Source organism: Arsukibacterium sp. (assembly GCF_041616895.1).
Classification (GTDB): Bacteria; Pseudomonadota; Gammaproteobacteria; order Enterobacterales; family Alteromonadaceae; genus Alishewanella.
Map to the genome: position 1 here is coordinate 1 of NZ_JBFJPY010000085.1, position 14,196 is coordinate 14,196.

The window sequence follows — 14,196 nt, forward strand, 5'->3', positions numbered from 1 at the left end:
CGACAGTAACGGTAATCACCTTCACTTGATCGGGTGCAAGGCTAATGCCGCTAACATCAGCAGCAGTGGCATAACGCACACTAACCTGCAGCTGGTAATTGCGATAAACATCGGCCAGATCTTCCGCCAGAATATTGGTTAGCAGCGAGCCGTTAGCGGTAAAATTATTAAAGTCATCCACATCGTTAAACCGTAGTCGGTTATCGGCCGCCGTTTCTCCCGGATCGGCCGGCCAGCTGCCATCGCCGTTTTGCAAAGTACAAGCCGGCGCCCCGGTTTCACCACAGCGCAGCATACTGCCACTGCGGGGGCTTTGTTGATCAAAGGAGCGCGCCATAATGTCATTTAACATGCTCTGGCCAAGCTCAGTGGCCCGCACCTGATGCCAGGGATCGGTGCTTTTAACATATAAAGGACCCAGCACCGCCGTTACCAGACTAAGCGCGATGGCCAGCACCACTATGCCGATAATCAGCTCAATCAGGCTCAAGCCCTGCTGGCAGCGACTTGGCGCAACTGGGCCTAACATATACGAATGTATCCTTCGTACTCAATACAGATAGCAAGGTTTACACTGCCCAGCACCCTAACCCGGCAGCCACTGTTGCAGCGGCGTAAGCCAGATTCGGTTATCGGCTGGCCTAAATTATTAAAATATAAATCGTTATTAAAGGCGCCGGGTGACAAGCGAATGCTGCTGCGATCACGCTCGCTGATACACATGGCCGTCGCGGTATTATCACAGCCATTGATACCAGCGGGATTAACACTAAAACTGTTCACCCTAAAGCCGGCCGGGGGACAATTGGTGCATTGCATCGCCTGCATTTGCTGGCGCTGGATCAGGCTGAATGCCTGGTCACGGTATAGGTATTCGTTAGTGCCACTGCCAGAAAAAAAGCGTGGTAGCAGGGACACTGCTAACACGCCTATTATTACCAGCACCACAATAAGCTCTATTAAGGTAAAGCCGCGGTAGTGCTGGATTCTGTTCATGACAACTTGCTGCTTTTAGCAGCCGTCATTTACAATAGTAATGACCGGCTTAATGCCAGGACCTGATGCCTGAGTGTATAACACGTGACAATTTTCGTTTGCTGTATCATCAGCATTTATACCCGCCGTATCGGCGGCAATTCGAATTGCACCCGCTGCTGGCGTACCAAAAACAAAGTCTGATAATTCAGCTGCTGCGGTTAAATCAGTACTGGTAGCAGCCGGATAACCATAAACGATATTGATGGCAGGATCAGTTAGTGTTTCGGTAGCTGCATTTTGTTCACCGGCAATAATTGCCTTGCCATAAATCAATGAGCTGGCAGACTCCAGTGAGCCTTTTACCCCCTGTAAAACCGAACTACGCGCATCGCCACCAAAATCTAAAAATTTTGGTGCAGCAGTAACGGCCAGAATACCCAAAATGACGATAACAATAATTAATTCAATTAATGTAAAACCTGCCTGATTACGTTTCATAAATACTACCTTTTTCTTAATTAAAACTTAGATGTTTTTGTTTAAAAATAAACCAACCTGACCTGTCGCTGCATTGTACGAGAAGCCATTATTACCAACGGTATCGGTAGGTGCTGCCGACAAACCCGCGGTCTGATGGTAAAAACAGATGTTGGCGTCAGCCCGGACGAACAACTGGTTAGCGGCAACAAAAGTGGTGGCCACTCTAAGCTGCTGCTGAAATAAGTTGTTAATCAGGTACAGACAGTCATCTGAGGTAACACTGGTCACCCGGGTGTTAGTCGCCGGATCGCCAGACGGGTAGCCAATATCGCCATCAACGCCAATTTGCACCAAGTCATAGTTTACGACCGTACGCTCGGCCGTGCCCCCGTTACCATCGGGCCGGCCTGACACTTCCCACTGCGCCCGCACCAAACCTACTGCCGAGGCATAGCCACCGGCAATGCCTTCTACCGCCACATCTTGCGCCTCTTCTGTTACATCTAAAAACCGCGGTAACGCGGTTGCAGCCAGCAGGCCGAGAATGATGATCACGATCACGATTTCGATTAACGTAAAGCCGCCTTGTTGTTTCATATTTAGCTGTTTCATATTGGGTTGTTTCATATTGGTTGCTCCCAGGCACTTGTCATATTGAGTATATCGTTAATTATTGTTATGAGCTTAATTTGTATCAAGTATTAACCGCCTTTGTAGGCGTTTAGCATATCCCACATTGGCGTAAAAATCCCCAATGCCAGTAACAATACCATAGCAGCGACAATCACAATCAGGATCGGCTCTATCTTGGCCGTCAGGCTCTTTAAATCAAACGCCACTTCACGTTCATAAAAGCCAGCTACTTCCGTTAGCATTTCATCCATCTGACCCGTTTCTTCACCAACCGAGACCATCTGCAACACCAGCTCCGTAAACATATTACTTTGCTGTGCTACCCGCAACAGGCTTTCGCCCCTTTCAATACTGCGCCGCATTTCCCGGATCTTCTCTCCAAGATAGTCGTTATCGACCGCTTCGGCAACTAAGCTAAGCGCAGTGGTAATGGGAACTCCGGCTTTCAGCATCATTGAAAAGCTGCGGGCAAAGCGCCCAAGCGTAGCGCGGTTAATAATGCTGCCAATAATTGGTACCCGCAATTTCCAGCGACCCCACCGGTATTTACCCGCCGGTGTTTGCAGATAAAAACTGATACCAATAATGGATGCTACTAACAATACCAGTAACAAGGGCCAGAAGGTAATAAAAAACGTGGAACTTGCCAGTAACAATTGGGTAGACCAGGGCAGTTCGGCATTAAAGCGGGCAAACATATTAGCAAATTGCGGAATAACAAAGATATTCAGAATAACCATGGCCACCACCAGGGCAAATAAAACAAAAATTGGATAGCGGGTGGCCTGTTTAATTTGCTTTCGGGTTTCCAGCTCTTGCTCAAAATAAAAGGTAAGCTGTAAGAACGCGTCGTCTAGCCGGCCGGTGTTCTCACCCACATGCACCAGACTGACAATTAAACGACTGAATACTTTAGGGTGGCTCGCCATCGCGACCGATAAACTGCGGCCATTTTCCAGCTCACTTGCCAAATCGTTCATTACCTGGCGCAGGCGCGGCGAACCAGTACTCTCGGCCAGGCTTTTAATCGAGCGGATAATAGGGATACCGGCTTTCATCAGCGAATACATCTGGCGCGAAAATATGATCAGCTCCGTCAGGCTGACTTTGGCCTGCCACAGCTCGAACCGGGCTGCTTTGTCGGCGACCACAATGGCTTCGATACTCAGTGGAATATAGCGCCGCTGCTTCAGCATGTCAGCCGCCGCCGCCTGACTGCCGGCTTCCAGCTGACCAGTAACAGCATTGCCACTGGCGTCCCGCGCTTTATACTGAAAGCTGGCCATACTTTAGCTGTCCTCTGCCGCGTCAGTTAGGGGCATGTCTGGAGTTAACGGCTCTGTCTCCAGATATTCTGATACCCTGATAACCTCTTCTAATGTGGTAACCCCCTGCTGAGCATAATCAAGCGCCATATTACCTAAGCTGACAAAATCGGGGCTGTGGTAGGCAAGATTACTAAAACCTTCAATGTCAGAGCGGCGCAGCGCGTCTGCCAACGGTTTATTAATAACCAGCAACTCAAACACGCCCAGCCGGCCTTTGTAACCGGTATGATGACAAGACTGACACCCCTGACCCCGCCAGTAACTGGCTTGGTCATTGGCTTTATGGTGCCGTAACCAGGTTAATTCTAGCTCGTCAGGCTGATGTGGCTGTTTGCAATAGTCACATAACCGCCTGATAAGACGCTGGGCAATAATGGCCCGTAAGGCACTGGCTACCAGGTAGGGCGCAGCTCCCATATCAATTAAGCGAAGTGTACTGGATACCGCATCGTTGGTATGCAGGGTAGATAATACCAGGTGGCCGGTAAGCGCGCCGCGCAGGCCCATTTCGGCGGTTTCCTGATCGCGCATCTCCCCCACCATGATGATGTCGGGATCCTGGCGCAACGTAGTACGTAGCACGTTGCTGAAGGTCAGGCCTATTTTATGATTAACCTGCACCTGATTAATGCGTGATAAGCGGTATTCTACCGGATCTTCCACCGTGATAATTTTACTGCCCGCCTGATTAAGCTCACTCAGCAGGCCATATAAGGTGGTTGTTTTACCTGAGCCGGTAGGTCCGGTAACGAGGATCATGCCATGCGGGCTTTGCACAATTCGCCGCAGCCTGGCTAACATCGGGCCCGGGATCCCGGTATCTTCCATTTTTAACAGCCCGGCCGATTGGTCCAGCAAACGCATCACCACCGACTCACCGTATTGCACCGGCATGGTAGACATCCGGATATCAATTTTATGTTGCTTAACCGTGATTTGAAACCGGCCATCCTGCGGCAGTCGTTTTTCAGAAATATCCAGGCTGGCCATCAGTTTTAAGCGCAGTACCAGCGCAGCGGCAATACTCACTTCATTTAAGGTGCTTTCCTGTAAAATTCCATCTACCCGCTGGCGGATGCGCAGTACTTTTTCATCGGGTTCAATATGAATATCCGACGCTTTGACCTGCACCGCATCTTCAAAAATTGAACGTAACAGCTTGGCTATCGTATTATCGGTTTCTTCGCGGTTTTCTTCACCAAGCAATGCATCATCGTTATCACCACTATGCTCTTGCTTTAACTGCGTCGCGAAGGTTTCAATATCTTTGGTACGCCGATACAACGAGTCAAACGCTTCCAGCAATTGGCTTTCGCGTACCACGGCAATTTTAATTTCACGAGGCGCCAGTAGTGGTGCTACCTGATCCAGCACGGCCAGGTCGGCTGGGTCGTTCATGCCCAGTAAAACGGAGTCACCCATGTCTTCAATTACCAGCGCTCTAAAGCGTCTGGCATGAACTTCCGCCAGCAATTGTGCGACTTTAGGATCAATTTTTCGCTGGGCAATGTCCAGAAACGGCACCTGCAGCTGCTGCGCTAAAAATTGCAGTAACTGCTGTTCAGTTAAAAACTGCATTTCTATCAGGGTGGCGCCCAGCTTACGGCCACTACTTTTCTGGCGCGCCAGGGCTTGCTCCAGCTGGCTCTCAGTAATAATATTTTCGTGCACCAGCAAGTCGCCTAGGCGCATTTTAAGCTTGGGTTTTTGCATACTAAGGTTCTGTTGCCTTAAGCCGTTGTTGAATAAAGTTATGGCTACTCACCGATAACGCCTGACGATATTGCCAGGCATGTTGATAATACTGGTGGGCCTGCGCTGACTTTCCAAGTTGTTCGCTGGCTAGTGCAGCACCGAGACTCCAACGCCCCTGATCTGGCTGCAACTGCTGTAAACGCTGATACCAGCCAAGCGCCGCCTCATGTTGCTGCAGTTGCTGTAATATCGTGGCTTTCATACCAAAATATTCTGGCTCAGCAACCAACTCAAACTGATCGGGCAAGAACGCCAGCGCCTGCTGCCATTGCCCCTGACGCACCGCCAGCTGGGCCAGCTGCATATTAATCTCTGCGCTTAACACCCCTTTTTGGCGGGCTTGTAACAGCACCTGACTGGCGGTAATAATTTGCTGTTGCTTTAACCATAACCTGGCCAGGTTCAGATAACCATTTGCCTCAGCTGGTTGCTGCGATACTAGCTGTTGCCAGATAGCAATGGCGCCACTGGTGTCTCCTGCCGCTTCACTAGCATTTGCCCGTTGTTGCATGTTTTGCTGCTGCTCTGCAATACTCAGCAGCTGTTTATCTATCATCGTTTGTGGCTTAGCCGCGGCGGCCGATTCGGCTTCTGCGATAGTTGTCACCTGCGAAATATTAACACGCACTGGCTGCGCCAGAACCGGTGTTACCTCGCTTGGTATTGTCAGCGCTGCCGCCAGGTGTTCAGCAACAGGTTGGGCTGCTTCCGCTGCATTGACCACAGTTAGCGGTTTAGTTTGCTTTTCTGCGGTAACTGTTGTGATTGGTTCTGCTGTAATTGGCTCTGCTGCCAGCACTGCCATAATGCTGGCAGGCACGGCATAGCCCACTTCGGTTTGCTGGCTGACATTAGCCACAGGTTGCACCTGATCACCACTTACACCTAAATCATCCGCTACCGCTTGTGGCCGTTGAGTGTCATTGCCTTGCCAATGCGAAGGTGAAAATAAAAATATGCCAATTAACATTAACCCTGCCAGCAAAGCAAATCCAACATAATAGCTGGTGTGACCATTGCCCTGCCGTGGTGCCTGGCTCTGTTTGGTGACAGAAATTTCTTGCTGCTGGCGTTGCTCAAGGTCCTGCAGCATCTTATTAATGACACTCATCGCCACATCCAGCCAACACAGGCTGCGCTAAATACCGCAGCAGCACCAAGCAACCACAAATAACGGCGTTTGCTACGCCGGGTGTCTTCAGTGTCCTCAGCGGCAAAGCGGATGTGCCTGCCCGTGACCCTGCTTTTACCCTCGCCGTACGCCAGCATTAGCCCTTTGTGCGCCAGCAAATTAACCAGCCGGGGAATACCGCGGCTGTAACGGCCGATAGCATGTAAAGCGAATGAATTGAATAAGGCGGGCGTAGCGCCTGCAACCTGCAGCCGGTGCCTTACATAGAAACGGATTTGTGCCGGCGACATTACCGGCAATACGTAAGAGAATGAAATACGTTGGCGCAATTGACGGAACTGCTGACTAGCCAAGCGCTGATCCAGCTCAGGCTGGCCAAATAGCACCACCTGTAACAATTTGCGCTGCTCGGTTTCCAGGTTTGTTAGTAACCGTAATGACTCGAGGGTATCATCAGGTAAACCCTGCGCTTCATCAATGACCAGAATAATTTTCTTGCCACTTTGCGCCAGCAAAATAAGCTGCCGTTGCAGCAATTGCAACAGCTGGCTGGCATCGATATTGGCTGAGTATTTAAGGCCAAGCTCTGCAGCCAGCGCCCAGCGCAGCTCTAATGGACTTACACTGGGATCAGGTAAATACGCCAGCTGCCAGTCAGCCTGCGCCTGTTTTAACAGCAGCCGGCACAACAACGTTTTACCCGTGCCGACTTCACCAGTTACTTTAATAAAGCCCTCACCAGCAGCTAGCGCCGTATTCAGCACCGCCAAGGCCGCCTCATGTTGCGGCAAGCCAACATAGAAACGGGTATCGGGGGTGAGTGAAAACGGCGTTAACGCCAGATTAAAGTGGGCAGCATACATAAGCTTATTGCTCAGGATACCAGTCAGTAATTAATTCTGCTGACTGCTGTAACTGCTGTTGCCAGACGCCATTGCCCACGACAGTAGGTTTTAGCAGGATCACCAGTTCTTTTTTCCGTTCGACTTTATTTTTGCTGGTAAATAACTGGCCCAATATAGGTATTGCTCCTAGTACCGGTGTGCGCGATTCGCTGTCGCTGGTAACCGTTTGCATCAGGCCACCAATAACCACAATTTCCCCACTTTGCGCTTTAATAATAGTATCAGACTCCCGGATATTGCTTTGCGCCAGTGGCAATACAATTTGCTCATCGCTAAAGCGGATCGTTTTGCTTTGCTCAGAAGTCTCGGTGACGGACGGGTGAACATGCAAGATCACACTACCGTTCTGATCGATCTGCGGCGTCACATCCAGCGCAATACCTGAGAAAAAAGGTTGCAGAGAAATATTGGGCGACGTGGTCGTAGCCCCGGTACCCGCAATAGTCGTATTGCTGGTAATGTCAGTTACGAAATATTCATCCTGCCCCACTTTAATCACCGCTTTCTGATTATTCATCGCGGTAACCCGTGGGCTTGACAGCACCTGGGCATTACCCTGCGTCTCCAGCAAATTAATGACGCCGTTAAAGTCAGCATTACTGAATGAAATAGCGCTGACCCCACCGACATTGCTGCTTATGGTATTGTTTGGGATAACACCTGACGTAGTAAAGTTGAAACTGGTGGAGCCTATGGTGGCCAGCGCATTCTGCCAGTTAATACCTTGCTGATATTCGTCACTTAATGTCACTTCAATAATTTTAGCTTCCAGCACAACCTGCCGCTGCAACTGCTGTTCTGACTGGCCCAGAAACGCTTTTACTGCCGCGATTTCATCTGGCATGCCACGCACCGTCACTAAGCCTGCTTGTGGGCTGACGACCACCATTCTTTGCTCGCCTTCACCTAATACGCCCTGTACCGCTTCTTTTAAATCACTCCAGAAATCAGTACGGCTTTCACTTTGAATGGTACTGCCGTTGAACTGTTGCTGGCTGTTCTGCATCTGGCCATTATTATTGCCAAACGGACTATTTTGTTGGTTGTTATTCGCTAACCCCTGATTACCACGACTATTATTATTGTTATTCTGATTGTTATTGTCCTGCGACACACCACCGGAATTAACAGAGATAGATGAGAAGCCGTTTCGTTGTAACATCAGATAGTTAACGGCGATAGTTTCGGTTCGCAAGCCCGCCGGATAAACCTGATAGACCATGCCCTGGCGTCGGATATCGAAACCATACAGCGACTGGACAATAGCCAGTGTCTCCGCCAGCGTTACCTGCTTCAGTTGCAGACTGATCGTGCCCTGAACACTTGGGTGAACCACCAGACTGTAAGGTGTATCGTGCACAATCGAATGAAAAAAATCGTTCAGTGCAACGTCTGAAGCCGAAATATTGAACCTTGGTTCGGTGCTTGCTACCACAGGCGCAGGCCTGGCCAGCAAATCCTGGGTAACCGCTGCCGGTACAGCCAACACAGGTTTAGCTGCGGTAACATCGGGCTGCAATGCTTTCTTTGCTTCCGTGGGGCCAGCATTGGGCTGCAAAGCCTGACACGCGCTCAGCAACAGCAGACTGCTGACAAAACACACATTTAAACGGGTATTATTCATCATAATTTTTTATCGTTTTATTATGTAACTGCAAAATGAGTTGTTCCTCTCCCCGGCTCAGCACAACCGAAGTAGACCTGATATTGGTGAGAGTATAACCTTGATATTGCTCACCAAGTTGTAGTAACTGACCATTAATAGTGGCACTTGTCCGCTGGTTACTGTTTTGAATGATTTGCAACTTTAGCGCACTGACCGAACTGACAGCGTTACCACTGCCCCCCTCTTTGCTAAGGTCAATGTAACCTGAGGGCGGCCGCGTGGGATCAGCTAGGCAGCTAAACGTAAACAACACAGCGCTACAGCTGAATAAAGTTTTCATTCTCGCTCACTGTAATAAATTCAATGCTAATATCAGCCATCGGATAATCTGTTACCTGATAATCCAGTCGCTGCCATTGCACCAGCCAGGGCAACTGCTCTAACTCGGTTAACAATTGCTGGACACTAGTGTAACGACCGCGGACTATCAGCGTCGTTTTGTGTTGGTACAATAAAGGCGCCTCTTCTGCCAACTGGCCCGCCAGCACAACGGGAACTGCGGCCGAAGTTGACAGGGACTGTAGTTTTACCTGCTGACTTTTTGACAGAATTTCCCGCAGTAGCGCCAGCATTTGATCGGCACCAATAAATAAACTGCTTTGATTTTGTCTTTGGGCTGCCAGATCTGCCTGTTGCCGGGTAAGGCTGGCAATATCATCCCTAAAGGGTTGTTCTATATCAATGGCCAGTTGCAACTGCAATAGCTCAAGTTGTTGCTGAACTTGTTGTTGCTGTAGACGCAGCTTTTGCTGCTGCCCGATTAACTGCTTTTGTTGCTGCCAGGCGGGCTCCAGCAGGTAGATTAGCAGTAGCCAGAAAATTAAGATTATTGAGCCAAAAAAGACCAACCGCTTTTCACGCAACTGTAACGCATGATATTTCTGGTTTAATTGCTGCCAGTTAGCCATCTTCAGTCTCCCTGCTCAGCAATAAGATGAAACTGAACTGCCTGTTGCTCTGGTAACTGGGTTAACCGCAGCTCGTTAAAACGCTGACCTTGAAAGTAGTCAAAGTGACGCAAACTTTCCAACCAGCCAGGCACTTCAGCTGGGGTTATCGTCAGGCCTTTAAGCTCGCTACTGCGGGGGCGGAGGGTAAAATGAGTTAACCAGACGCTGGTAATATCGGTATCAACTAACTGTTGTAACACCGTACTGTATGCATAGTCCGCCCTTACTTGCTGTGCAGCTAGATAGTGTTGCAACGCAATTTGCTGTTCAACCCTGCGCTTTAGCAAGTCACGTTCGGTAATAAGCGCTGACGATGGCTTACGCTGCAGCAACGCCTGCTGCAGTAGTTCAAGCTGCTGCTGCTGGCGCGTTAACTGCTGTTCCGCCAGGGTATTGAGTTGCAACTGTTTTTGTTGTTGCCATTGTAACCCTCCCCATGCCAGCACACTCACAGCAAGTACCAGTAGCAGCACTACAAATAATGACGATAGGGTCATTGTTTGCTTCTGCGGTTGTAACGCTACCTGATAAAGATTAATCCGCTGTTTCATGCTGTCGACTCCCAGTTGGAGCTGACGGTAGCGGCAATAGCTGGCCAGAATTCATTTAAATTAATGGCCGAGGCCCATTGTAATTCGGGTCTAAGTTGCAATGGCTGAACCTGATTAAAGCCCGCCTGATGAAATAAGGGTACTAAATCCGTTCGTTCTGCGCCGCTACATAGCAATTGAATACTGCGCACCGGCGGCAATTTAAGCTGGCTTTCGATATAATCCATAGAGCGTTGAATTTCCAGCAGTAGATTATCAAAAACCCCCTGCTGTAAGTCGGTTTTATTGTATTGATGCAGCCGATTGAAACCGCGGATCCGCCTGGAGAATTGTATCTGGCCTTGCCGAATTACCTGCAGCAATACATCCTGCCCGGGCTGATGCATTAATACCAGCGCGGCATGATCAGCATACTGGGTTAATTCATGGATTAACCATTCTTCAATTAAGATTTGCTGCAAGCTCAGTTTTGCATCAGTAACAAATGCGATGAGCTCCTGCAACTGGCTTTTGGCACTCACCACGACATTAATTTTAGCAGATTGTCCCGGAGCAGCAGGCAAATCGATATAATCAAGTACCAGCTCTTCCAGAGCAATATCTGTAAGATCCTTGATTTGCCAGGGCAAGGCGGCCAGTAACTCCTGCTCGTCCAGAGCCGGCTTCTCAAGTTGAACAATCTGGTACATCGCCGGAGAAATAATTAAAGTTAACGCCATCATTTTACTGACATGACCAAGCGCTTCTTTCATTGCAGGCTGCCAATCGCCATGGTTCACCGGATAAACAGAAACTGCGGCCTCTTGATTATGCGCGGGCTGAATTAAAAGCTGAATTTCGTGCTCACGAATATGTAGCACGGCAATACCTGCTGAGCTTTTGTGGCCAAATCTAATCTGCTGCAATACTTTGGCTAACATCTTAATGCTATTTAACCCTGATATCGGTTTATAATACTGGCACTTTCACTTTAAAGTTACCAACCCGCTTTATGTTATTGCCACCCCTTGATATCGCAGCTCCCTCTGCCAGTTGGCACCAGATTGTCGAACCGCGGCTTTCTGAAGCTCGTGTGGACCTTTGGTTATATTGTCAGACTATGGTTGAGCCAATGCTATCTGGCAACAAATGGATGAAATTACAATATCATATAAAGTTGATTCAGCAACAGCAATATCGCGGCTTAGTGACTTTTGGAGGGCCCTTCTCAAATCATCTGGCAGCCTGTGCCGCGGCTGCGAAATGCAATAAGATTAATGCCACCGCTTATGTCCGGACAGACAAGATTGATCTGCAAAATCCTACCTTAGCATATTGCCATGCACGGGGAATGGAGCTGGTTGCAATTAACCGCCAGACCTACCGACAACGGCAGCAACCGGCTTTTCTCGAGCTGATAACAAAACGTCACCCCAATTACTTGCTTGTACCAGAAGGTGGAAGTTCAGCGTTAGGTGTGCAAGGTATCGCCGATTTAAATCTTACCGATACCCCGGCAGGTCAGGCTGATGTAATAGCCACGGCATCAGCCAGTGGTGGAACGGTAGCAGGTTTAATCAGGGCTGCCAGCAGAGCATGCGAGGCAGAGCATGTGGTAAAAGAGGTGATAGGGCTGGCGGTAGTGAATGACACTGCTTTAACAGATAAGGTTGCAACGCTGTTGAAGGCGGCAGCCGTTAAGCCTTTACCTTGGCGCATTATTGCCACAGCAACAGAGCATCGTTATGCCAAATGTCCGCAGCAGCACATAGATTTTTGCTGTCAATTTACCAAACAACACGGTATTGCAATTGAACCAGTATATACCGGCAGGGCATTATATAAGCTTTTTCAAATGATTGGTGAAGGGGAGTTTACCCCTGGTAGCAGGATTAGCTTTTTTCATACCGGCGGCTTACAAGGCTTGGCTGGATTGCGCTATCGCAACTTAATCACTCCGCAGCAGTTCCGGTTACTATCTTCGACAGGGGTTGGCTAAAGTAGAAACCCTGGCCCCCTGCAACACCTAACTTCTGCAGCGTCTGCCACTCGCTGGCCAACTCTACGCCAGTGCCGATAACCCGGATACCTCGTTCAGCGAAATGCGAAATTAAACCACGAACAAATAGTTGTTGCTCCAGATGCTCATCAATATTGCGCACAACTGAGGGGTGCAATTTGGCAGATTCAATGGCTAAATCATCAGCATAAGGTGGAATATCAATCGTTAATCCAACCTGATCAACCACCAATGAAAACCCTAACTTTATCACCTTATCCAGCACCGGCTTAAGTTTATCGTAGTAACGGATCAGATGGTGCTCTGTTAATTCTAATGCTAATTGTGAGGGGTCGAGCTGACCGGAGGCTACCAGCTGCTCCAGCCACTGCTGCCAATCCTTACTTAATAACGAATGAGCATTAATATTAACACTGCACCTGATAGCGCTTCGGGTTTCCAATAATCCAAGCTTAGCGGCACGGAGCAACACGTGTTGGTCAATTTGTACTGTTAAACCACAACTGTATGCCATTGGCAGAAATATCGCCGCCGGAATATTTTCACCCTCAGTACTTTGTAATCTCACCAGCACTTCTTGTTGTAACAGTTCCTGGTCCTGCCAGGAGAAAACGGGTTGAAAACTCAAACTGAAACGATGTTGCACTAATGCTTTAGTTAATTCAGAGCGCCACCATACTGAACCTTTTGCTGCAGGTTTTTTCTCAGGCTCAAAACCGAACGCACTATTATGTCCATACAATTGCGCGGTTCGAAGCGCCATATCCGCCTCGGACAATAACTGATAAGTCGTTTGATTGCGCTGGTAGGCTACATAACCGATATGAACAAAATCAGAACTAAGATACGACGCAAAACAATTTGCCCGTCCCATCGCCACCACAAGAGTATCAGCCAGGTTAGCCATTTCTTTCTCTGCAATACCCGACAGTAAAAGTACGAGATCATTTTCAGACAAGCGTGCCAGGATCCTATCCTGATAAGGCTCACAGTAACTGTTAATGACTTCAACACAGGCTTTAAGGCATGCAAGCTGTTTAACTTGGCTAATACTATGACCAGGATGAGAAACCTCGATAATAAACAAGCCACCGGCACCTTCTTCAGAGGCATCACTGAGAAAGTGTTGCAATTTACTTTCGAAAAATATCCGGTTGCCAATCGCAAGTTCATGATCAATCAAGCCTTGCACTCTGACCAGATGGCGTACTTCATGGTCCCGCCGAATGTAGTTTAACAATCGGTCATTAATCTTTTCCAGCCGGATCTCAGGCATTAAATCAACCCGTTGGCTTAGCTCCAACCGCTCTTCCAGCCGCTTTATAGCATGATCAACCTGCAAAACCGTTGTCGCCAAAGAACGACGGTGATATTGCACACCGTAAAACAAACCAATTAAGAATAGGCCTACCAGAGCATTAAATAACAATGCTAATTGCCAGATAGTTAGATTTATGGGCAAAAGGATCGCGGACACAACAAATAAACTATTCGCAAATAATAGACAGCAAGCCAGGATAATTAACCAGCTGGAATAAGTTTTCTGTTTAAATAAGCGGGCAAGTGACACGAACAACTCCTTTTGACTGTCGATACAGTGTTAACTTATTTCGCTAGTTTGTCTAGATAATAACCAGTATTAACGCAAAAAGGCCTACCGGTTAGGGTAGGCCTTTTGCTTGAACTGGGAGCCTGCGGGGCTGGCCTACCAGCGGTGTACTACGTTTGCCTGTTACAATGCAAAAAACCCACTCGACTGAGTGGGCTCTTTGGCTTTATTGGGAGCCTGGCGGTGTACTACTCTCGCATGGCGAATGCC

Annotated in this window: 15 protein-coding genes; 1 reads left to right on the top strand and 14 read right to left on the bottom strand. The window is 48.6% G+C overall.

Annotated elements, in window-relative coordinates; genetic code table 11:
- The 13 genes from ABY802_RS13055 to ABY802_RS13115 all read right to left on the bottom strand — a co-directional run.
- The coding region (locus tag ABY802_RS13055) for a prepilin-type N-terminal cleavage/methylation domain-containing protein (protein ID WP_372627574.1) at positions 1-529 on the bottom strand (529 nt) is incomplete at its 3' end.
- On the bottom strand, positions 523-996 hold the full coding sequence (locus ABY802_RS13060) for a type II secretion system protein (protein ID WP_372627575.1): 474 nt from the start codon (positions 994-996) through the stop codon (positions 523-525). The genes ABY802_RS13060 and ABY802_RS13055, both read right to left, overlap by 7 nt.
- A gap of 15 nt (positions 997-1,011) precedes the next feature.
- Positions 1,012-1,476, bottom strand: a complete 465-nt coding sequence (locus ABY802_RS13065; RefSeq protein ID WP_372627576.1) for a prepilin-type N-terminal cleavage/methylation domain-containing protein — start codon at positions 1,474-1,476, stop codon at positions 1,012-1,014.
- A gap of 27 nt (positions 1,477-1,503) precedes the next feature.
- The gene (locus ABY802_RS13070) at positions 1,504-2,085 is read right to left on the bottom strand and encodes a prepilin-type N-terminal cleavage/methylation domain-containing protein (RefSeq protein ID WP_372627577.1); all 582 of its coding nucleotides are present in this window, start codon (positions 2,083-2,085) and stop codon (positions 1,504-1,506) included.
- A gap of 74 nt (positions 2,086-2,159) precedes the next feature.
- Positions 2,160-3,377 carry a type II secretion system F family protein gene (locus tag ABY802_RS13075; protein ID WP_372627578.1) on the bottom strand — a complete coding sequence of 406 codons (1,218 nt, stop codon included), beginning with the start codon at positions 3,375-3,377 and terminating at the stop codon, positions 2,160-2,162.
- A 3-nt stretch (positions 3,378-3,380) separates the two neighbouring features.
- The gene (locus tag ABY802_RS13080) at positions 3,381-5,132 is read right to left on the bottom strand and encodes a GspE/PulE family protein (RefSeq protein WP_372627579.1); all 1,752 of its coding nucleotides are present in this window, start codon (positions 5,130-5,132) and stop codon (positions 3,381-3,383) included.
- Position 5,133: 1 nt separating this feature from the next.
- Positions 5,134-6,285, bottom strand: a complete 1,152-nt coding sequence (locus ABY802_RS13085) for a hypothetical protein (protein WP_372627580.1) — start codon at positions 6,283-6,285, stop codon at positions 5,134-5,136.
- Complete coding sequence (locus ABY802_RS13090) at positions 6,282-7,169, bottom strand: ExeA family protein (protein WP_372627581.1); 888 nt, start codon at positions 7,167-7,169, stop codon at positions 6,282-6,284. Before ABY802_RS13090 ends, ABY802_RS13085 begins: the two co-directional genes overlap by 4 nt.
- A gap of 4 nt (positions 7,170-7,173) precedes the next feature.
- On the bottom strand, positions 7,174-8,838 hold the full coding sequence (gene mshL, locus ABY802_RS13095; RefSeq protein ID WP_372627582.1) for a pilus (MSHA type) biogenesis protein MshL: 1,665 nt from the start codon (positions 8,836-8,838) through the stop codon (positions 7,174-7,176).
- Positions 8,828-9,157, bottom strand: a complete 330-nt coding sequence (locus ABY802_RS13100) for a hypothetical protein (RefSeq protein ID WP_372627583.1) — start codon at positions 9,155-9,157, stop codon at positions 8,828-8,830. Before ABY802_RS13100 ends, mshL begins: the two co-directional genes overlap by 11 nt.
- Positions 9,135-9,785 (bottom strand): hypothetical protein, encoded by a 651-nt coding sequence (locus ABY802_RS13105; protein WP_372627584.1) that lies wholly within the window; start codon positions 9,783-9,785, stop codon positions 9,135-9,137. Before ABY802_RS13105 ends, ABY802_RS13100 begins: the two co-directional genes overlap by 23 nt.
- 2 nt (positions 9,786-9,787) lie before the next feature.
- Positions 9,788-10,378, bottom strand: a complete 591-nt coding sequence (locus ABY802_RS13110; RefSeq protein ID WP_372627585.1) for a PilN domain-containing protein — start codon at positions 10,376-10,378, stop codon at positions 9,788-9,790.
- Positions 10,375-11,298: a hypothetical protein gene (locus ABY802_RS13115; protein WP_372627586.1), complete on the bottom strand. Its 924-nt coding sequence runs from the start codon at positions 11,296-11,298 to the stop codon at positions 10,375-10,377. The genes ABY802_RS13110 and ABY802_RS13115 overlap by 4 nt, the downstream gene beginning before the upstream one ends.
- A gap of 71 nt (positions 11,299-11,369) precedes the next feature.
- Between ABY802_RS13115 and ABY802_RS13120 the strand changes: the two genes are divergently transcribed.
- On the top strand, positions 11,370-12,356 hold the full coding sequence (locus tag ABY802_RS13120) for a 1-aminocyclopropane-1-carboxylate deaminase/D-cysteine desulfhydrase (RefSeq protein ID WP_372627587.1): 987 nt from the start codon (positions 11,370-11,372) through the stop codon (positions 12,354-12,356).
- On the opposite strand, the gene ABY802_RS13125 is transcribed toward ABY802_RS13120, so the two are convergent.
- The gene (locus ABY802_RS13125) at positions 12,310-13,839 is read right to left on the bottom strand and encodes an EAL domain-containing protein (protein WP_372627588.1); all 1,530 of its coding nucleotides are present in this window, start codon (positions 13,837-13,839) and stop codon (positions 12,310-12,312) included. The genes ABY802_RS13120 and ABY802_RS13125 overlap by 47 nt on opposite strands.
- Positions 13,840-14,196: the final 357 nt, after the last annotated feature.

Bases quoted from the DNA above. Each gene is read 5' to 3' on its own strand.
- ABY802_RS13060 (WP_372627575.1), bottom strand. From the start codon at position 996: ATGAACAGAATCCAGCACTACCGCGGCTTTACCTTAATAGAGCTTATT.
- ABY802_RS13065 (WP_372627576.1), bottom strand. From the start codon at position 1,476: ATGAAACGTAATCAGGCAGGTTTTACATTAATTGAATTAATTATTGTT.
- ABY802_RS13070 (WP_372627577.1), bottom strand. From the start codon at position 2,085: ATGAAACAACCCAATATGAAACAGCTAAATATGAAACAACAAGGCGGC.
- ABY802_RS13075 (WP_372627578.1), bottom strand. From the start codon at position 3,377: ATGGCCAGCTTTCAGTATAAAGCGCGGGACGCCAGTGGCAATGCTGTT.
- ABY802_RS13080 (WP_372627579.1), bottom strand. From the start codon at position 5,132: ATGCAAAAACCCAAGCTTAAAATGCGCCTAGGCGACTTGCTGGTGCAC.
- ABY802_RS13085 (WP_372627580.1), bottom strand. From the start codon at position 6,285: ATGAGTGTCATTAATAAGATGCTGCAGGACCTTGAGCAACGCCAGCAG.
- ABY802_RS13090 (WP_372627581.1), bottom strand. From the start codon at position 7,169: ATGTATGCTGCCCACTTTAATCTGGCGTTAACGCCGTTTTCACTCACC.
- mshL (WP_372627582.1), bottom strand. From the start codon at position 8,838: ATGATGAATAATACCCGTTTAAATGTGTGTTTTGTCAGCAGTCTGCTG.
- ABY802_RS13100 (WP_372627583.1), bottom strand. From the start codon at position 9,157: ATGAAAACTTTATTCAGCTGTAGCGCTGTGTTGTTTACGTTTAGCTGC.
- ABY802_RS13105 (WP_372627584.1), bottom strand. From the start codon at position 9,785: ATGGCTAACTGGCAGCAATTAAACCAGAAATATCATGCGTTACAGTTG.
- ABY802_RS13110 (WP_372627585.1), bottom strand. From the start codon at position 10,378: ATGAAACAGCGGATTAATCTTTATCAGGTAGCGTTACAACCGCAGAAG.
- ABY802_RS13115 (WP_372627586.1), bottom strand. From the start codon at position 11,298: ATGTTAGCCAAAGTATTGCAGCAGATTAGATTTGGCCACAAAAGCTCA.
- ABY802_RS13120 (WP_372627587.1), top strand. From the start codon at position 11,370: ATGTTATTGCCACCCCTTGATATCGCAGCTCCCTCTGCCAGTTGGCAC.